The organism is Sphingorhabdus wooponensis, assembly GCF_003933235.1.
In the GTDB taxonomy this organism is placed as follows: Bacteria; Pseudomonadota; Alphaproteobacteria; order Sphingomonadales; family Sphingomonadaceae; genus Sphingorhabdus_B; species Sphingorhabdus_B wooponensis.
The window spans coordinates 312,789-331,928 of sequence record NZ_RWJI01000002.1 but is presented as its reverse complement, the minus strand read 5'-3'; the positions used below and the strand labels follow the sequence as shown (position 1 = coordinate 331,928).

Below are 19,140 nucleotides of genomic sequence, written 5' to 3'. Positions count from 1 at the left end.
AAATGGCATAATTGTATACAAAATAAAATAGGATTATGCAGCCAAATTCGACTTTCGAATTTCCGTATCGGTCGAATGCGCTTCCGCATAGGCATGGAATGCGCGCCGGATATGGCCAGTCATTACGGCCGCAGCCCACTCACCATCACGATTGTCAAACGCGATAAGCAATTCGTCATGCTCGTGGTGCGAACGGCGCAGATTTTCTGCGTCATATTGTCGCGCAGTGCGCAAGACCACCGGTTGTTCGGTAACCTGCCCAAGCATGCTGGCAAGTCGCTCGGATGCGGCAGCCGCAACGATAATTGCATGGAACTGCCGGTTGTGATCCAAAAATTTTGGTACATCGGGATTCGGAATATCGATTGCCTGCTTCAGCTGAGCATTGTGCAGACGAAGCCGCTTCAATTGCTCACGGGTAATCCGGCTCGCTGCGCGTTTTGCCGCATGCGCCTCCAGCATAGCGCGCAACTGGAAAGCATCTTCCAGATCATCCAGCGACCAATCTGCCACAAAACTCCGCTGCGAGTCGTTTCGCCGAATGAACATTTCCGCCTCAAGTCGCCGAAGAGAATCACGCACGGGCGTGCGTGAAACCCCGCATAATTCAGCAAGCGCTTCCTCACGAATTTGAGACCCGGGCTGTAATTCGCCGGACAAAATCATGCTGCGTATGTGATTATATGCTCGTTCCGATGCCCGGGACATTAGTGTAACGCTCCTCTTGACGAATGCCATTTGTATACAATAAGCTCATTCCAAAGCAATAATTGGAAAACTAGGGGAGTAAGGTTACATGCGTATTGGGAAAAGTGCACTCCTATCATCGATAGCAGTCAGTGTTTTAGTTCCGACCACGGCTTTCGCACAGACGGCCGAAGAGGGCGTTGAAGCTGAAGAAATCATCGTAACCGCGCGTCGTCAGAATGAACGGCTCGTGGACGTCCCAGCTTCTGTATCCGTCATTGATGCCGAATCGCTTGCAAAAACCGGCGCAGACAATGCGCAAGGCTTTGCTCAGCTTACACCCGGCGTAACAATCGTAACGGGAACGGCCGAAGCCGGTGATACCCAAATCAACATCCGCGGGATTAACGGCGCGCGCGACGCGGAAAGCTCCGTCGCTCTTGTTGTTGACGGCATCTTGAAGACAAACACCGCGCAGCTCAACCAAACGCAAGGCACGCTGCGCCAGATCGAAATATTGAAGGGCCCGCAAGGCGCCATTTATGGTCGCAACGCTGCTGCTGGCGCAATCGTCGTATCGACAGTGAAGCCAGGCGATGTCCTCGAAGGCGCAGTGAAGCTCAGCTACGCTAATGAAAAAACGATGGAAGGATCGGCCTACATTTCATCGCCGTTGGGCGATAATGCAGGCTTCGTTCTGTCGGGCAACTACCGCAGCACGGACGGTTTTTACCGCAATTTGTATCTCGATCAAAAGGTGGTCGATGATCAGGAAGTCTACTCCATCGACGGCCGCTTTATGGCGCAACTGGGCGATGCGACTGAACTTGATGTAAAAGCACGCTATTCCAAGTTTTCCGGTGCGTCGATTAACTTCAACTCGGTATTTCATATCGAAGCATTTGGCGGCGCATTCTTCGAAGACGTCGATGCACACGAACTGCGTTACTACAGCAACATCCGTCCGACGAACGACCAGCGTTCGATCGACCTTTCGGCGAAGATCGATCATGACTTTGGTTCAACGCGGCTCACCGCGTGGGCTTTGTATGCAGATGTTGACCAAAGCCTGACGGCCGACGGCACCTCGGCTGATTTCGCACGTTATATTTCACCAGCGCTGGGCGCGCCTTCGAACGCAACAAACCTTGCAGTCCAGAACAAGTGCTTTGCAACGACTGCATCTTTGACGGGCTTCCCGGTCAACGCACCGGGCTTCATCGGACAGGTTCCAGTGCCATTTATCTTTGCACCAGCCACGGGCTCGACCTTCGGTGCGTACAGCCCGACAACCTGCGACGGTACGCAGCTGCAAATTCGCAACCAAAAGGATATCAGCGGCGAAATCCGGTTGGCCTCGAACACGGATAGCGCGCTGAACTGGCAATTGGGTGTCTATGGACTGCACATCGACCGCACAGTAGGCGTCAGCCTCGGCGCGGATCTGGGTCAGGGTGTCAGCCGTGCGCTGTACAATGCCCCGGGTAGCAGCAACCCGACTTCGCAGTTGTTCAATGACACGTTCAAGACCGATGTTTATGCGGCATTTGGTTCGCTCGACTATAAAATGTCCGATCAATTCAAAGCTGGCTTTGCATTGCGCTATGACGTTGAAGATCGCACAACGTCCAACCTCGTGCCAAATGTGTTCGACCCGATTACCGGTGCGAAGATCAATCCCGGCCTTCCCGCAACAGGCGGAATTGCCGATAAATCGGCAAGCTTTAAGCAAGTCCAGCCTAAGGTCACACTTAGCTACACGCCGAATAGCTCGACAAACATCTACGCCAACTGGGGCATCGGATTTAAATCCGGCGGCTTCAACAACACCGGTTCGTCTGCTCTGGTGAACGCAAACTTCAACATTCCTGCAATCGGTGCAGGCGTGACGATCAATGACCTGTTCCGCAAAGAACGGTCGAGCTCATTTGAAGCGGGTATCAAGGGTTCGTTGTTCGACAACCGCGTTACGTTTGATGTTGCTGGTTATTACACCCGCATCACAGACATGCAGTTCTTTGAATTCTTCGTGGGCTCCTTTGGTCTACTCCGCGTTGTTTCCAACATCGATCAGGTCGATGTTAAGGGCGTCGAGCTGAACACAACAGCCAAAATTATGGATGGTTGGAAGGTCTTCGGTTCGGTCAACCTGACGGACAGCGAAATTAAGGAAAATGCATCACGGCCTTACACCGTGGGCAACAAATCGCCTTATACCGCAGACTACACAATCAACCTCGGTAGCCAGATCGATACACCGCTGAATGACAGCATGGATTTGGTTCTGCGTGCCGATTACCGGATTACCGGTGCAACGTGGTTTCACACCGTTCAGGATCAAACACGTTCAACGATTTTCAGCCAGCTTTTGCCAATTTCGGCGCTCGCACTTCCCGGGGCAGTTGGAAACGCCAATTACAGCGTAGCCAAGCGTGATCCGTTCGGTGTCTTGAACCTGCGCTTTGGTCTCGAAGGTGACAACTGGAATGTCACTGCATTCGCTGACAATTTGCTCGACCGCAAATATATCAACGAAGCCATTCCAGCGATTGAATTTGGCGGTTCATTTATCTCGCCAGGCGCACGTCGCCTGATGGGTGTCGAAGTGGGCTACAAATTTTAATCAGACCGACCATACGCACTAACAGAAGTTGGTAGTTGAATTCCATTCTCGCACTTTGGCTAAGTGCGTGGGACAAAGGTACCGGTAGGATGGCATCGCGAGTAATACTCGTGGTGCCATCTCGCTGTATCTCATGGCATTTTGCTTAGCCGAAACTCCGCAAAAAAATAAGCGGATGTCTTATTGCTCTCGGGGCACTGTTACCTTCCGCACGTCTCTGGAAACCTGAACACCGGAATCACAAGTGGCGGGATCGTTAAATGTGGCGGCTTCCGCCAAAACATTGCACAAAAGCCGCTCTGGGCAAATTGCGTGGAGAATGTTCGGATCGTGTTCGGATTTCCCAAGAGCCAAACAACAATCTGAAATAAAGACAAAATTTCATAGAGCCGAATCTTGCCAAGGTTGGGGTCGAGGGTTCGAATCCCTTCGCCCGCTCCAATGATTTCAATGACTTAGGTGATATCGCCTTTGCAGCCCAAAGCGTGGCTACAGCGTGCGTTTTTATCAGCGTTCTGATTGGAACGCCCGCGCAAAAATCCTGGAAATTCAGTGTTTAAGTCGGCCTTGGATGGAGCATTGTCGGTTTGCGCGATTGCCACTGCGCTCATCTTTGTGTTTAGCTCGCTCCTAAAAACGGATGAGCGACGATCATCCGTAACGCTTTGGGACTGGTCCGCCAATCCCAAACGCCACAAAAGTCCGATTTGTCGGGGAGGAGCCGTTGGCGTCGAACACCGTTCGCCAGCGTTCCAATTGGAACAGTCTATTTTGACGGGAATCCTAATCGGCCGTCATCCTTAATCAGGTGCCATGGCAGATTCTGAGCCGGGAGCTGGCTGTCTGCTTTCGGCTCGACGAACGCGCAAAGCGGACTTTCCGGTTACGACCCAAAAGCGGAGGTTGGAGTCCTCAAAGTGATCGGCAGCCAATCGAAAGCTAGTTTTTGAATGCCTCACCGTTCAAGTGGATCATATAATGATTTTTTAGCGCGGCTTTGCGATGCCGCGACGCCCTCTGAAAATTTGCATCCGACATCATTTGCAGGAACGCACCCCGACTTGGAAAATACATAATGGCAGCCGCATGCCAGTTTGCTGCTTCATTTCCGATCAAGATCTGCTCAGTAGGCGCCTGCATGACGACCCGGCCACCAAGGTCCTCAATGGTCTTCCCTGCAACATCGCCATATAGGTTGAACGCTTCTTGGCCGGAGATTTCAGAAGCGCTAGTTGCATATTCAGGATCGCCGGACTGATAATTCGCCATGGTGTTGAACTCGAAAAGATTGAGCACAGCTAATGGCGTTTCGATGGACAACGAAATGAGCTTGGCGAGTTGATTTTCGCTTGGTTCGAGTTTTTCTTCCATGCCCGCTTATGGCAAAAATATGCCTGAGCCCCAAGAACTATCGGAATGACCCAACAGGCCTCTTCCTGACCCAAGCGAGCTTCGCCGGGATCCACCCAAATGTCGTCGTTCAGAAGGTGGTGGCGGTCGCCTGAAAGCTGCCGCTGTTGCGACCACCGTATTCGCTTCGGTGTAATGACCGAAATTGGGCCGGAAGCGGACTGTCTGCATTCATACATCGACCGCAAATAGCCGCCGTTTAGGCCGCTCAGGACGCTTGGCAGTTCTCGCGACCATACCGGCCGCTCATTTAGGTTGGCCAAAGCACGGCTTCAATTAGAAGAGGCCATATTTAAGCAGTCGCCGACACGAGCCAAGCCTTACCCTGCATCATCACGCCTTGTCCGGCTACATAATGCCTCTGGAATAGCGCGACCAAATCCGCTTCAGCTGCCGCGCGAACATCTGCACCTTGTTCCTCTAGAGCGCGTCCAGCCGCCATTGAAGACAGCACAAAAGATACCGCATCATGCGGTGTGGCATTCACGCCGCCAATCGGTTGAAGCCCATTATAGGTGACGGCGCTGGCTTCCGAAAAACCGGCGCTCGCGAGTATTTCGTTCAGATAGTCGAGGTCTTCAAACGCGAATGGCCCGGGCGCGCGGGGAACCGCCGGGGGGATATCGACATAGCGACGGACGACGCCCATCATTTCCATCATCCACAAATTTTCGCGTGGTGGACCCCATACCGCCAGATCAATCCGCGCACCGGGACGCAGCAGACTGTGCAAATTTGCAAAGGCCTTATGCGGTTTGGGAAAAAACATACTGCCAAAGCGCGAAAAGAGCCTGTCAAACGGGGCATCTTCTAACTGGACCGTGGCTCCATCAGCGCAGATGAATCCAATGTTGGTTACTCCAGCGTCTTTGGCTCGCCGCATAGACGCGGTCGTCAAGTCGGGTGAAATGTCGATGCCAACCACTTCGCCCGAAGGCGCAACGGCCTTGGCTATGGCAATTGTCGTCCCGCCGCCACCGCAGCCGATATCAAGCACGCGTTCGCCGGGTTTAAAATCGGCTTGCCTAAGAAGCGCCTCGCCAATGGGGGCAATCATGCCTTCAAAACATGCGAGATTGGCAAGCCATTTGGCCCCCATCTCGCCTGCCCAATCTTCGCCCTTCAACGTTTCCGGGCCATTGTTCATCTCGGTCATTTTGCGCCTCTCCCTATGCAAACGTTTAAAGCAATACCCAACGGATGACACCGCCGATAATCGCCAGAGCACCGACGCTCAGCATCCAGATGCCGAAGAACCAGCCCAATTGTTTAGCGCGCGGCATCAATGATATCCGTCGTGGCCGACTTTGCCGCGAAACACCCAATAGGACCATGCGGTATAGGCAACGATGATCGGGACCATGATAGACGCGCCGATCAACATGAAGACTTGGCTGCGATGCGGCGCCGCTGCTTCCCAGATGGTGACCCGCGCCGGAATGACGTTTGGCCAGATCGAAATGCCAAGGCCAACCAGGCATAAGCCGAACAATGCGAGTGCCCAGAAGAACGGCTGCGCGTCTTTGGTCCGACGCAGACTGCGATAGAAGAGGAACGTCACGGCAATGGTAGCAATCGGCACTATGGCCGTTGCCAGCACACCCGGATAGCTCAACCAACGCAGATAATATTGCGCCTCAAGCGTCAATGTGGCGAGGCTGATCAGGCCGATCATCAATAGCAAGCTTATGCCCAGTCGTCCGGCATAAGTGACCGCTTGACGCTGCAATGCGCCCTCAGTTTTCCAGTTCAGCCAGCACGCGCCCAAAAGCGCGTAGCCGACCACCAGCCCAAAGCCGGTCAAAATGCTAAATGGCGACAGCCATTCCCACCATCCACCGGCATAGGAGCGGCCTTCAACGGTAATGCCTTGGAGCAGCGCGCCAAGCGCTATCCCTTGCGCGAAGGTGGCAATGAACGAGCCCAGCGTAAACGCCCTGTCCCATAGTTCGCGATGCGCGGGGTCACGCCAGCGAAATTCGAACGCAACGCCGCGAAACACAAGGCCGAGCAGCATCGCAATCATCGGGGCATAGAGCGCAGGCAAAATGATAGCGTACGCCAGCGGGAAGGCCGCAAGCAAACCGCCGACGCCCATCACCAGCCATGTTTCGTTTCCGTCCCAGACAGGCGCGATACTGTTCATCGCGGTATCGCGGTCCTTGCCCACTTTGAAAAAGGGAAACAATATGCCGATGCCAAGATCAAAGCCGTCCATGACAACATAGGCAATGATGGCAAAGCCAATGATGCTGGCCCAAATGACCGTCAGATCAATCATGTCGATGCTCCTTCCAATACCGCTGGTGCAGGGGTGATGCCTGCGCTTCGGATAGGGGCACCATCGAGCGCGCTTTCGTGCGCCTCCGGTGGTTTCTTCATCAAACGCAACAAATACCAAATGCCCATGCCGAACACTGCGAAATACACCACGACAAAGGCTAGAAGCGAGAAAGCAACGGCGGGTGCATCAAGCGGTGATGCGCTGTCTACGGTCCGCAGCACGCCGTAGATTGTGAAGGGTTGCCGTCCAACTTCGGTTACCACCCAGCCTGCAAGCACGGCAATGAAGCCGGATGGGCCCATTAATAATGCCGCCTTATGGAGCCACGACCATTCATATAGCTGCTTTCTTGCCCGCGCGAGCAGGCTCCACATGCCAATGGCTACCATAGCCATGCCGAGACCGACCATGATCCGGAATGCCCAGAAGACAATACCAACCGGCGGCTCGTCTGCGTCGGGGATGGTATCAAGGCCAGCGAGCGGTGCATTCAGATCATGCTTCAGGATCAACGACGATGCTTTGGGAATTTCAATGGCGTAATCGACCGTTCGCTCTTTGCTGTTCGGAATGCCAAACAAAATCAATGGCGCGCCGTTGGGATGGCTTTGATAATGCCCCTCCATCGCCATGACTTTAGCTGGTTGATGCTCCAACGTGTTGATGCCGTGAAAGTCACCCGCCACGACCTGAAGTGGCGCGACGATGGCTGCCATCCACATCGCCATAGAGAACATTTTGCGCGCGCCCGGATTGGCTTTGTCTTTCAACAAATGCCAGGCACCAACCGCGCCCACGGCAAAGGCCGTTGTCAGATAGGCCGCCAGCAAAGTGTGGACGAGGCGGTAGGGGAAGCTGGGGTTGAAGATGATGGTCCACCAGCTATCACCAGGCATGAACTGACCATTGGCCGCAATTTCATATCCCACCGGAGTTTGCATCCAGCTGTTCACCGACAATATCCAGAATGCGGAAATGAAGGTGCCGATGGCGACGGCCAGCGTCGCAACAAAGTGGAGCTTACGCCCAACCTTGTTGATGCCAAAAAGCATGACGCCGAGAAAGCCAGCCTCCAAAAAGAACGCCGTCAGCACTTCATAGGCCATTAACGGCCCAATGACGGGGCCGGCCTTGTCCGAAAATACCGACCAGTTGGTGCCGAATTGGTAGGACATGACGATGCCCGAAACGACGCCCATCGCAAAAACGACGGCGAATATCTTGAGCCAGTAACGAAACAGATTGGCGTACACGCCCTTACCGGTTTTCAGCCACAGCCCCTCAAGAACCGCGAGAAAGCTCGCGAGCCCAATCGAAAACGCCGGGAACAGAAAATGGAAGCTTACGGTAAAAGCAAATTGTGCGCGGGCCAGAATTATTGCCCATTCCTGCTCGATCATCATATCAGTCCCCTTGCCATCCACAAATCGGTTGGCGTTTGCGTTTCTTCTTCGCGATTGGCGATTTCCAGCACGGCCTCAAAAGCTTCATTTTGTGAAAGCCACACCCGTCCGGTAAGTTCGTGCAGAAAATGCGCACGTTCGAGCGCGTCCATCACCGGGCCTTTGACTTCGGACAGGTGCAGGCACACGCCAGCATCGGCCATGCGGTGATTGATGGCCTCGATGCTCTCCAGAGCAGAAGCGTCAATCGCGTTGACCGCCGAGGCCATCAGGATGAGATGCTTGAGCTTGGGATGTGCGGCAATCTCCTCCAGCACGAATTCTTCCAGCCAGCGCGCGTTGAGATAGGTCAGGCTTTCGTCGATGCGAATGGTCAGGATGCGGGGGTCGGTGAACACTTTGTGGCGTTTCACATTTCGGAAATGCTCCGTCTCGGGAACCCGCCCCACAATGGCGGCATGTGGCCGTGAGGCGCGCCAGAGGAACAATGCGAGGCTCAGGCCGACACCGGCCATCACGCCAGGTTCAACGCCAATCAGGAGCGTCACTGCTATTGTCGCTGCCATCGCGGCAAAATCGGCTTTGGAATAATGCCAGATCGCGCGCGGCGTTTTAAAATCGACGAGGCTCAAGACCGCAACGATGATCGTACCTGCCAATGTTGCGATGGGAAGAGAGGCGAGCAATGGCGTCAGGAACAAGGCCGCGAGCAATATGCCAACCGCGGTAAATGCACCTGCGGCAGGGGTTTCCGCACCCGCATCAAAGTTGACCACCGAGCGGGCAAATCCGCCCGTGACTGGATAGCCGCCCGAAAAAGCGGCGGCGACATTGGCCGCGCCAAGGCCGATAAGTTCCTGATCCGGAACAATGCGCTGCCGCTTTTTCGCTGCGAGCGTTTGCGCGACCGAGACCGATTCCACAAACCCAATAATGCTGAGCAATAAAGCAGGAACGGCCAGTCGCTGCCATAGTTCCGCATCGAATAAGGGAACAGTAAAGGGCGGCAAGCTCTGCGGGATGTCGCCCACCACCTTCACGCCTTTGGCTTCCAGATCGAAGGCAATGACCGCCAAAATCGACAACGCGACCGCGACGATGGGGCCGGCTTTGGCAACAAGATCAGCGGGCCGCGCCGCCAGCCCGAAACCGACGAGCATGGGTTTCAAACCCTTGCGCACCCAGAATAGAAATCCGGTCGCAATCACGCCAATCGCGAGGGTGTAAGGATTTGTGTCCTTGGCATTTTCGATCAACGTCGTGACCAGCTCGGGCAGTGCCTCACCCGACGCCTTAATGCCCAGCAGCGACTTGAGTTGGCTGGTGGCAATAATGATACCGCTTGCGGTGATAAACCCTGACACCACAGGGTGCGATAACAGGTTTGCGAGAAAACCCAGACGCAACACGCCCATGACAATCAGGATCAGCCCGGACAGCAACGCGAGGACAAGCGTGGCGGCAATAAATTCGGCGCTGCCCGGTGCAGCAACGGCGCTCGCCGCTGTCAAAGTCATCAGCGAAATCACCGCCACCGGTCCAACGGCGAGTGCGCGGCTCGTCCCGAACAAGGCATAGGCAATGATGGGGAGAATAGACGCGTATAGCCCTATTTCCGGTGGCAAGCCCGCCAACATGGCATAAGCCAGGCTTTGCGGAATGAGCATGATTGTGACGATTGCAGCGGCCACCAAGTCATTGGTCAACGTCACGCCGCCATAGCCGCGTCCCCATTCCAATATGGTTAGATAGCGTGCCAATTTCATAAAGGTTATGCCGCGCCGATCTTGTGCGGCTTGACCATCCACTCATGCCCTTTGAGCATACCGTGCCAGTAAATTGGCGGAAGGATGGTGTCCTTTAACAGCCATGAAAGGCGCGATGGGCGCGTGCCGTCAATCAGCCAATTCGGGAAGCTCGGCAGCAATTTCCCGCCATAACCAAATTCGGCGAGCACAATCTTGCCGCGCTCGACTGTTAACGGGCAACTGCCATAGCCGTCATAATCGGCGACAGGTGGCTTGCCCTCAAGAGCAGCCAATACGTTCACCGCGACCACCGGCGCTTGCTTGCGCGCTGCCGCCATTGTCTTGGCATTTGACGCCGAGCAGGCATCGCCCAATGCAAAGACATTAGGATAGCGCACATGCTGCAATGTTGCTTCATTGACCTCAATGAAACCATTTGCGGCAGCCAGCGGGCTGTTGCGCACAAAATCCGGCGCGACTTGCGGCGGGACGACATGGATCATGTCGAACTTTTCGTCGACCCGCGTGATGATGTCGCCGCGTTTCTGTTCAAATGTCGCAATTTTGGCAGGGCCATCGATCGCAACCAGCTTCGATTCAAAATTTAAGTGCGCGTCATAGCGTTCGATATATTCCATCAGTGCGGGCACATAGGCGGCAACCCCGAACAGCACTGCGTCACTATTGTGGAATTGCACATCAATGTCGTTCAATACCCCTGCCCGTTCCCACGCACTGCATGATAGATACATTGATTTTTGCGGCGCGCCTGCACATTTAATCGGCATTGGCGGCTGCGTGAACAGCGCGCGGCCTTGCTTGAAATCCTTCACAAGGCGGTTGGTATAAGGGGCAAGGTCGTAACGATAGTTGGACGTTACGCCATTTTGACCGAGTGTTTCGGTCAAGCCGTCGATCGCCTCCCAATCCAGCTTGATCCCGGGGCAAGCCACCAGCACGCGATAGGCAACCGAACTGCCATCGGCGAGCAGCACTTTATTGTCCTCAGGCACAAATCCCGACGCTGCTTTTTTGATCCAGTCAACCGCTTTGGGCATGACCGATTTTTCGGTGCGCTTGGTGAATTCAGCCGAGAAAACACCAGCCCCAACCATAGTCCAGCCGGGCTGATAATAATGGTCTTCTGAAGGTTCGATTACGGCAACCGATAGCTTCTGATTGCGCTTTAACAGGCTTGCGGCTGTGGCGATGCCGGCACTGCCGCCGCCCACGATAACCACATCATAGATTTTGGCGGAGGATGGCGCTGCATCCTGAGCTTTTGTCGCCATTTCCCAAAGCTTGGCTGAACGCGCGCCGGAGCGGCAATAGGCAAGAATGGGGGGTGGCATTTGGGCCAGAGCCGCCTTCATCTTCGCCGCATCATCGTCCGTAACTGCGCCTGAGATGGCTGGAATATATGTGAATGACAGGCCAAGCGCTTCTGCTTCTTTCTGAATGGCGGCGGCGGATGGTTGCCCCGCCTCTTCGCCATCTGGCCGGTTGCAGATAACCGATTTGAAGCCCTGCGCGGCAGCGTGATGCAGATCTTCTGTCGTCAATTGCCCTGACACAGAAAAGCCCGGCGTGATGGATTTGAACGTCATTTAGGCCCCGCTTGTTTTGGTTTTTGGGATGTAAAAGCTGTGAAGCGTTGCGCGGCCATGCCGACAAACATCGCAACGACAAATGGCGCGACATCGCCCGGCGCAATCGCCAAGTCAGTAAGCGCAGGGCCGGGGCAAAGGCCGGCAATGCCCCAACCCATTCCAAACAATATGGCCCCAATGGCAAGCGGGCGATCGAGCTTGGTCGTGCCTGGTAAATCGAACGTTGGTGCCGCAAGCGGCGCAGACAGCCGCGATCTAATCACCCAAGCCACGGCCATTGGCAGCATGGCGCCACCCATGACGAAAGCGAGCGTTGGATCCCATTGGCCAAGCAGATCCAGAAACGCCTGAACGCGGGCAGGATCTGACATGCCCGAATAGGCAAGGCCTGCCCCGAACAGCGTTCCAGAGAGCAATGCGATAAGCGCCCGGGTCATAGCCAGCCTCCCGCGCGCAGAAGCCCCACGGTCACAAACCCGCTTGCCATGAACATGCCGGTTGCCACCATCGACCGCGGCGAAAGACGCGACAGCCCGCATACGCCATGGCCACTGGTGCAGCCCGAGCCGAGCCGTGTGCCATAACCAACGAGTAAGCCACCGATGATCAGCGGCCAGATGGATGCTGGAAAACTGACGTTCACCGCACCAACGGTCTGCGCGATCAGAAGCGCACCAAGCGGAAGGCCGACGACGAATGCGATTGCGACATTTCGCGGCGCTCCGCTATCCGCGATGCCGGTTGCCCGTGCCGCCATTCCGCTGACGCCGGCGATCCGGCCAAGGCCGAGCAGCATTATTGCGGCCGCAAGTCCAATCAGCAAGCCGCCCATAAAGCCCTCAACAGGCATGGCGTTGGGAAAGGCCGATATCATACGGCGTTGACCGGGATTTTGAGGTATGTGATGCCATTGTCGTCCGCCGCGGGCATATGGCCTGCGCGCATATTCACTTGCACCGACGGCAAAATCAGGCGCGGCATATCGAGCGTTGCATCGCGCGCCTCACGCATCGCGACAAATTCATCTTCGGTTATGCCGTCATGGGCATGGATATTGCCTTTACGCTCTGCCTCCACAGTCGTTTCCCATGCATATTCCGTGCGACCAGCAGGCAGATAGTCGTGGCACATGAAGAGCCGCGTCGTGGCAGGCAGCGACAAAATCCGGCGCAACGACTGGAACAATTGCCGCGCATTTCCGCCGGGAAAATCCGCGCGCGCCGTGCCGTAATCGGGCATGAACATTGTGTCGCCTGTGAACACGGCGTCACCAATGACATAGGCAATGTCCGCAGGCGTATGACCGGGGACATGGAGGACGGTTACGTCCAGCTTCCCAATTTGGAAGTGGTCGCCATCGGCAAAAAGCTGATCAAAATCTGATCCGTCACGCTGAAAATCAGTGCCAGCGTTAAACAGCTTTCCGAATACATTCTGGACGGTAACGATATGTTCGCCGATGGCGATTTTGCCGCCAAGCTTTTGCTGCAAATAAGGTGCTGCCGAAAGGTGGTCGGCATGCGCATGGGTTTCGAGCAGCCAATCAACGGCCAAGCCCTGCTGTGCAACATATGCGATAATGGCATCCGCCGACGCGAACGATGTTCGCCCTGAGGCAGGATCAAAATCAAGCACGCTATCAATGATCGCGGCCTGCTTGGTTTCAGGATCGTGGACCACATAACTGACCGTGAAAGTCGGTTTGTCGAAAAAGGCACGAATTATCGGAACACCCTTTTGGGCATCACTCACCTGCGCGATGGCATTTTCTAACGCTGAGTCGGGCATGGAAAACTCCTATAAATTCATATTTACATAAATTGTGTAATCGATTATCCGTGTTGCGTCAATACAAGTCTCGTGGCAGCGCCGACCGATGAACAGGATGAAGAAATGAACGACACGAAAGCAGTTGCAGCACAGCCCATTAGGATCGGCGAAACAGCGCCGGACTTTCGCGCGCGGACCACGCTCGGGGAACGGAGCCTATCGGAATATCGGGGCCAGTGGCTCATCTTGTTTTCGCACCCTGCAGACTTTACGCCCGTGTGCACGACGGAATTTGTTGCGCTTGCCAAGTCGGCCGCTGCGTTCGAAGCAACTGGTTGTGCATTGCTCGGGCTTTCCGTGGACAGTATCCATTCGCACATTGCGTGGGTGACTGCGATTAAACATAAATTTGGGGTGAATGTTCCTTTCCCGATCATTGAAGATCCCTCCATGGCCATTGGCCGCGCATATGGCATGATTGACGATACTGCAGCGGATAGCGCCGCGGTTCGCTCAACCTATTTCATCGACCCCGACGGCATCATTCGTGCCATCACCACTTATCCGCATAATGTGGGGCGCTCGGTCAGTGAAATGCTGCGCCTTCTTCGCGCATTGCAAGCTACTCAGGGCGGCACTGGCCTTGCGCCAGAAGGATGGCAACCAGGGGACAAATTGCTTGCATTACCAATTATAAACAGCGCCGAAATCAGTGGTGACGATGATTGGTTTTGCCATTTGGCCGACACGAAATGACGTCGCTGTTTGAAAGTCGCGACCGCGCCGTAAAAGCGGCGGACAAGCTAAAAGTCTATGCGCAGCCGCAGCGGCTCATGATCTTGTCTTGCCTTTTGCGCGGTGAACGGACGGTGAGCGAAATCGATGCCGCAACGGGCATAGGCCAACCTGCGCTTAGCCAGCAACTCGCGGAACTGCGCCGCAACGACCTCGTCAAAACGCGCCGTGCGTCCAAGCAAATCTGGTACGACTTAGTGGATGATAAAGTCTGCTTATGCGTTCGCAGCATGGAAGCCATCCTTGGGGACGAAGGCGATGTGGGGCAAATGTTGAATACCGCCCTGCAATTGAACAAGCCTGAGGCAATTTCACCCCCGGCACCTGGCACGGCAGGCTTCGCACGCATCATTTAACGGGGTTGATGTTTTTGCCATCAAAGCATGGCCATTCTATCAAAAGGAATGGCAAATCGCTGGGTCTTTGGCCTTCAAAGCGGACGGTGCAGAACGTCGTAAAACGCAATCATAGCAATCTTGCTGGAACAATATCCGCTCATAGGGACACAAAGCTCTTTGAGCAAACTGCGCGGAGAATGTTCGGATCGTGTTCGGATTTTTCAGGAGCTTTATAAAAAGCTGATTTAGAACGGAAATTTCAAAGAGCCGAATCTTGCCAAGGTTGGGGTCGAGGGTTCGAATCCCTTCGCCCGCTCCAATTATTTCAATGACTTAGGTGATATCGCCTTTGCAGCCCAAAGCGTGGCTACAGCGTGCGTTTTTATGATCGTTCTAATTGGAACGCCGGTTCAAAAATCCTGGAAATTCAGCGTTTAAGTCGGCCTTGGATGGGGCATTGCCGGTTTGCGCGATTGGCACTGAGCTCATTTCTGTGTTCAGCTCGCTCCTAAAAACGGATGAGCGAGATCATCCGTAACGCTTTGGGACCGGTCCGCGCAATCCCAAACCCCACAAAAGTCCTATTTGCCCGGGAAGAGTCGTTGGCGTCGAACACTGTTTGCCAGCGTTCCAATTGGAACAGGCTATTTTGGCGGAAAGCCTAATCGGCTGTCGTCCTTGATTAGGGGCCATGGCAGATTCTGGGCCGGGAGCTGGCTGTCTGCTTTCGGCTCGACGAACGCGCAAAGCGGACTTTCCGGTTTCGACCCAAAAGCGGACCTTGGGGTAGGCCTTTAACTACTCCAATAACTCAGCGTGGCTGCATTAACCCTTTTCGGGCGCTGGCGACAAAGATGGCCATCAAAAATCCCCCCGATGTTAGTGTAATCATCGCAAGGGGCGTTGGCGCTGTAACAAGCCCTAGCCATGATGCAGATCCCCATATCAGGGTTACTAAACCAACGCCAGAAAAGGCAATACTTCCAGCATCGCGACTAAGCTGCAACAACATCTCGTCATAAAATTTCCAATCGCGGATAGATATTGCAATCAACAGCGCCAGCGCAGCGAGCAATCCGCCCATGGCCGCTGAACGCGATATTGGCCCATCCGGTCCGGCCATGGTTATCAGCATCAACGCCGCCCCCAATGCGATCATGCAAATTGCTGATCCGCTCAAAATGCGGCTCTGGTCGCGGATTTCGTCTGCGTCCTCAACATTTAGAATGCTGGCCCCTAATTTGGGCGCCATCAAGCCAAAACCGCAGATTACGCCCATCAACAAATAGATGAGGCCAACAGCGCCGACAGCCAACTGGTCGCCTGCCATATTTTTAGCACCTAGTAGGCCCAAGCCAAAATAGCTGGCAAGTCCGCCAACCAAGCCACCAACAATCAATTGGAAAGCCAGTTTGCGACCCCGTTGCATTTTCACTTCCGATGCCGCGCTTTTCTTGATGGTCATCTTAATTCCTTTCTGCTTCCCAATGGTCGATAAAAATGTCCGGCACTTGGCAGACAAACAATTTCGCCATCCGCATAGCGAGCGGAAGGCTGGGGTCATATTTGTCAGTTTCAACGGCGTTTATTGTCTGCCGCGACACACCCAGCTGCTGGGCCAATTCACCTTGGCTCCACCCAGCTGCCTCGCGATAGTCTTTCAAACGGTTTTCCAACGCGAACTCCTTGGTGACAAGAGTTCTTTACAGTTCGAACATTTGCCTGTCAAGAACTCTTGTCATCTGCGAAAGATCGGATGCTTGGTCGGTGGCTGCTGCTATTGGTTTCGATGTCCTTATAACGAACCGTCCGCTGCCCACCCAAATGTCGTCGTTAAGAAAGTGGTGGCGGTCGCCTGAAAGCTGCCGCTGTTGCGACCACCTTATTCGCTTCGGTGTAATGACCGAAATTGAGCCGGATGCAGACTGTCCGTTTTTGGCTGAGCGGCGCTATCATGACGCTTGATTTCTCCCACCATTGCTGCCATCAAATCCTGATAACGTTCACAACGAAGTTCTGGAGTGGGTTTGATGCGGTTAAGGGGATCGATGGCACTGATGGCCTTCGTGTCGGCGGGATGTGTTTCTGCGGTTACGCACCCAGTGACTGCGAAGCCGGCGGCGCCTTCTGCTACGACTACTGCAAATGTTGCCAACTGGCCAATGGCCCAAAGTCCTGCGGCGATTACCGATAAAAAAACCGAAGACGCGATAACGGCGTTGATTTCAAAAATGACGTTGGAACAGAAGGTCGGCCAAATAATACAGGCCGACATCAGCGCGATCACGCCTGAGGATCTAAAGCAATATCCGCTTGGCTCGATCCTTGCGGGCGGCAATTCCGGACCTTATGGCGACGAGCGCGCCGACGCTGCAAAATGGGCGCAATTGGTGACCGCATTTCGCGATGCATCACGTACATCAGGCGCTGGTATACCTATCTTATTTGGCGTCGATGCGGTGCACGGGCATTCAAACCTGCCACAGGCAACCATCTTTCCGCATAATATCGGACTGGGCGCGGCCCGTGATGTCGACCTCATCCAACGCATTGGTAAAGCCACGGCGGCAGAGATTTCAGGCAGCGGGATTGAATGGACTTTTGCGCCAACGCTCGCCGCACCGCAAGATTTGCGCTGGGGCAGAACCTATGAAGGCTATTCCTCCGACCCTGCATTGATTGCGGCTTATGCCGGTGCGATGACCATCGGTTTGCAAGGCAATCTTGTTGCAGGTGCGCCGCTGGACGCCACGCATGTTGCCGCAACTGCCAAACATTTCCTTGCGGACGGTGGTACCATGGACGGCCGCGACCAAGGCGATGCCCAGATTAGCGAATCCGAACTGGTCGCAAAACATGCGCAGGGTTACCCCGCATCTATCAATGCAGGCGCACTCACCGTTATGGCCAGCTTCTCAAGCTGGAACGGGGTGAAGCATCATGGCAATGCCTCTCTGCTGACCGATGTCTTGAAAAATCGGATGGGCTTTGCCGGACTGGTTGTTGGCGATTGGAATGGCCATGGCCAAGTCGCGGGCTGCTCTGCGACCGACTGCGCTGCGGCCATTAATGCCGGGCTTGACCTGTTCATGGCGCCTGACAGTTGGAAGGGATTGTTCGCGTCAACGCTTAGTGCTGTGCGTGAGGGCCGCATTCCAGCCGCGCGGTTGGACGATGCCGTGCGGCGAATCGTGCGCGTGAAATACAAGCTTGGCCTCATGGGCGATGCGCCGACTGTGCGGGGGCAAACCTCTTTGGTTGGCAAGCAAGAGCATCTCGATCTTGCGCGTGAGGCGGTGTCAAAATCACTGGTGCTGCTCAAAAATGATGACGGCGTTCTGCCCATTCGCAATGGCAGCAATGTCCTGATTGCCGGTTCCGGCGCGGACAATATGGCGATGCAGGCCGGCGGCTGGACAATTAGCTGGCAAGGCACGGACACCACTGCCGCCGATTTCACCAATGGCCAGACGATTGGCCGTGCGATTTCAGAGGCGGTTAAAACAGGCGGCGGCACGGCCAATATTTCGGCAACGGGCATGTTTGAAAAAAAGCCCGATGTGGCGATCATTGTCCTGGGCGAAAAGCCTTATGCCGAGTTTGAAGGCGATGTGCCCAACCTCGCATTCCGGCCCCAGCCTGCCGAAGAGGAAATGATCGCGCGGTTTAAAGCACAGAATATTCCTGTGGTGGTCCTGTTCCTTTCGGGACGGCCCATGTTTGCCGGCAAGCTTATCAACCAAGCCGACGCTTTTGTGGCGGCATGGTTGCCGGGCACGCAAGGCCGTGGTGTCGCCGATGTGTTGGTCGCTGGCGCAAACGGAAAGCCATTGCGTGACTTCACCGGACGCTTGCCTTTCAATTGGCCAGAGGACGCACGCTCACCGATTGATACGCCTCTTTTTCCAATAGGTTATGGTCTGAATTACGCGCAATCGAGCAAGCTTGCTCCAGTTAACGAAGACCCACGCGTAGATATGTCATCGCTGACCATCGCCACCCAATATTTCGTCCGTGGCAAGGTGCCCGCACCTTGGAATTTGCAGATGGACGGTTCGATTAGTGCGCGGGCCGTTGATATGTCCGCGCAGGAAGATGCGCGCCAATTCACTTGGAACGCAGATGGCGCTTTCGTTGTCAATGGACCTGCTGTCGATTTGAGCAAGCCGTTGAAGGAAGACTGGTCGCTGCTCATCGACTGGCGAATTGATCAGCCAGCGACCGGGCCAGTTATGCTGTCATTTAGCGGTGCTGCGCTAGATATACACACCACGATGCGCGCGCTGCCCACAGGGGTGCCCACACAAACCCGCATTCCGCTGCGTTGCTTTGCTGCAGCTGGTGCGAAGTTTGACGCTGTCGGTTCCCCCATACGTGTGCAGGCGGTGAAGGGCCTTATTGCGACAATTCGCAACGTTCATATCGAAACAACAAAAAAAGGCGCGGCCTGCCCCGGCAAAACGCGCTAAAAC

The 19,140-nt window shown here is 54.8% G+C and carries 17 protein-coding genes; 4 read left to right on the top strand and 13 right to left on the bottom strand.

Annotation, left to right across the window (positions count from 1 at the left end):
* Positions 1 to 33: 33 nt before the first annotated feature.
* Positions 34 to 708 (bottom strand): GntR family transcriptional regulator, encoded by a 675-nt coding sequence (locus D7D48_RS09770; RefSeq protein WP_125231220.1) that lies wholly within the window; start codon positions 706 to 708, stop codon positions 34 to 36.
* Between the two features lie 88 nt (positions 709 to 796).
* On the opposite strand from D7D48_RS09770, the gene D7D48_RS09765 reads away from it, so the two are divergent.
* The gene (locus D7D48_RS09765; protein ID WP_125231219.1) at positions 797 to 3,310 is read left to right on the top strand and encodes a TonB-dependent receptor; all 2,514 of its coding nucleotides are present in this window, start codon (positions 797 to 799) and stop codon (positions 3,308 to 3,310) included.
* A 939-nt stretch (positions 3,311 to 4,249) separates the two neighbouring features.
* Here the strand turns inward: D7D48_RS09765 and D7D48_RS09760 are convergent.
* The 10 genes from D7D48_RS09760 to D7D48_RS09715 all read right to left on the bottom strand — a co-directional run bounded on the left by D7D48_RS09760 (position 4,250) and on the right by D7D48_RS09715 (position 13,553).
* Positions 4,250 to 4,681: a DUF1330 domain-containing protein gene (locus D7D48_RS09760; protein ID WP_125231218.1), complete on the bottom strand. Its 432-nt coding sequence runs from the start codon at positions 4,679 to 4,681 to the stop codon at positions 4,250 to 4,252.
* Positions 4,682 to 5,012: 331 nt separating this feature from the next.
* Positions 5,013 to 5,876, bottom strand: coding sequence for a class I SAM-dependent methyltransferase (locus tag D7D48_RS09755; RefSeq protein WP_125231217.1), 864 nt, complete (start codon positions 5,874 to 5,876; stop codon positions 5,013 to 5,015).
* Between the two features lie 25 nt (positions 5,877 to 5,901).
* Positions 5,902 to 6,003 carry a DUF2474 domain-containing protein gene (locus tag D7D48_RS09750; RefSeq protein WP_221738636.1) on the bottom strand — a complete coding sequence of 34 codons (102 nt, stop codon included), beginning with the start codon at positions 6,001 to 6,003 and terminating at the stop codon, positions 5,902 to 5,904.
* Complete coding sequence (gene cydB, locus D7D48_RS09745) at positions 6,003 to 7,001, bottom strand: cytochrome d ubiquinol oxidase subunit II (RefSeq protein WP_125231215.1); 999 nt, start codon at positions 6,999 to 7,001, stop codon at positions 6,003 to 6,005. The genes D7D48_RS09750 and cydB overlap by 1 nt, the downstream gene beginning before the upstream one ends.
* Positions 6,998 to 8,404, bottom strand: coding sequence for a cytochrome ubiquinol oxidase subunit I (locus D7D48_RS09740; protein WP_125231305.1), 1,407 nt, complete (start codon positions 8,402 to 8,404; stop codon positions 6,998 to 7,000). Before D7D48_RS09740 ends, cydB begins: the two co-directional genes overlap by 4 nt.
* Positions 8,404 to 10,173: a SulP family inorganic anion transporter gene (locus D7D48_RS09735; protein ID WP_125231214.1), complete on the bottom strand. Its 1,770-nt coding sequence runs from the start codon at positions 10,171 to 10,173 to the stop codon at positions 8,404 to 8,406. Before D7D48_RS09735 ends, D7D48_RS09740 begins: the two co-directional genes overlap by 1 nt.
* Before the next feature lie 5 nt (positions 10,174 to 10,178).
* A complete protein-coding gene (locus tag D7D48_RS09730; protein WP_125231213.1) occupies positions 10,179 to 11,762 on the bottom strand; it encodes a bifunctional protein tyrosine phosphatase family protein/NAD(P)/FAD-dependent oxidoreductase in 1,584 nt (527 codons plus the stop codon).
* On the bottom strand, positions 11,759 to 12,202 hold the full coding sequence (locus D7D48_RS09725) for a YeeE/YedE family protein (protein ID WP_125231212.1): 444 nt from the start codon (positions 12,200 to 12,202) through the stop codon (positions 11,759 to 11,761). Before D7D48_RS09725 ends, D7D48_RS09730 begins: the two co-directional genes overlap by 4 nt.
* Positions 12,199 to 12,639 (bottom strand): YeeE/YedE family protein, encoded by a 441-nt coding sequence (locus D7D48_RS09720; protein ID WP_125231211.1) that lies wholly within the window; start codon positions 12,637 to 12,639, stop codon positions 12,199 to 12,201. The genes D7D48_RS09725 and D7D48_RS09720 overlap by 4 nt, the downstream gene beginning before the upstream one ends.
* Positions 12,636 to 13,553: an MBL fold metallo-hydrolase gene (locus tag D7D48_RS09715; RefSeq protein WP_125231210.1), complete on the bottom strand. Its 918-nt coding sequence runs from the start codon at positions 13,551 to 13,553 to the stop codon at positions 12,636 to 12,638. Before D7D48_RS09715 ends, D7D48_RS09720 begins: the two co-directional genes overlap by 4 nt.
* 105 nt (positions 13,554 to 13,658) lie before the next feature.
* Here D7D48_RS09715 and D7D48_RS09710 point away from each other — a divergent pair, with 105 nt between their 5' ends.
* Positions 13,659 to 14,291, top strand: coding sequence for a peroxiredoxin (locus D7D48_RS09710; protein WP_125231304.1), 633 nt, complete (start codon positions 13,659 to 13,661; stop codon positions 14,289 to 14,291).
* Positions 14,288 to 14,686: an ArsR/SmtB family transcription factor gene (locus D7D48_RS09705; protein WP_125231209.1), complete on the top strand. Its 399-nt coding sequence runs from the start codon at positions 14,288 to 14,290 to the stop codon at positions 14,684 to 14,686. Before D7D48_RS09710 ends, D7D48_RS09705 begins: the two co-directional genes overlap by 4 nt.
* 793 nt (positions 14,687 to 15,479) lie before the next feature.
* Here D7D48_RS09705 and D7D48_RS09700 read toward each other — a convergent pair.
* Positions 15,480 to 16,133 (bottom strand): hypothetical protein, encoded by a 654-nt coding sequence (locus tag D7D48_RS09700; RefSeq protein ID WP_125231208.1) that lies wholly within the window; start codon positions 16,131 to 16,133, stop codon positions 15,480 to 15,482.
* Between the two features lies 1 nt (position 16,134).
* Positions 16,135 to 16,344 carry a helix-turn-helix transcriptional regulator gene (locus D7D48_RS09695; RefSeq protein WP_125231207.1) on the bottom strand — a complete coding sequence of 70 codons (210 nt, stop codon included), beginning with the start codon at positions 16,342 to 16,344 and terminating at the stop codon, positions 16,135 to 16,137.
* Between the two features lie 372 nt (positions 16,345 to 16,716).
* Here D7D48_RS09695 and D7D48_RS09690 point away from each other — a divergent pair, with 372 nt between their 5' ends.
* Complete coding sequence (locus tag D7D48_RS09690) at positions 16,717 to 19,137, top strand: glycoside hydrolase family 3 protein (protein WP_245964433.1); 2,421 nt, start codon at positions 16,717 to 16,719, stop codon at positions 19,135 to 19,137.
* Positions 19,138 to 19,140: the final 3 nt, after the last annotated feature.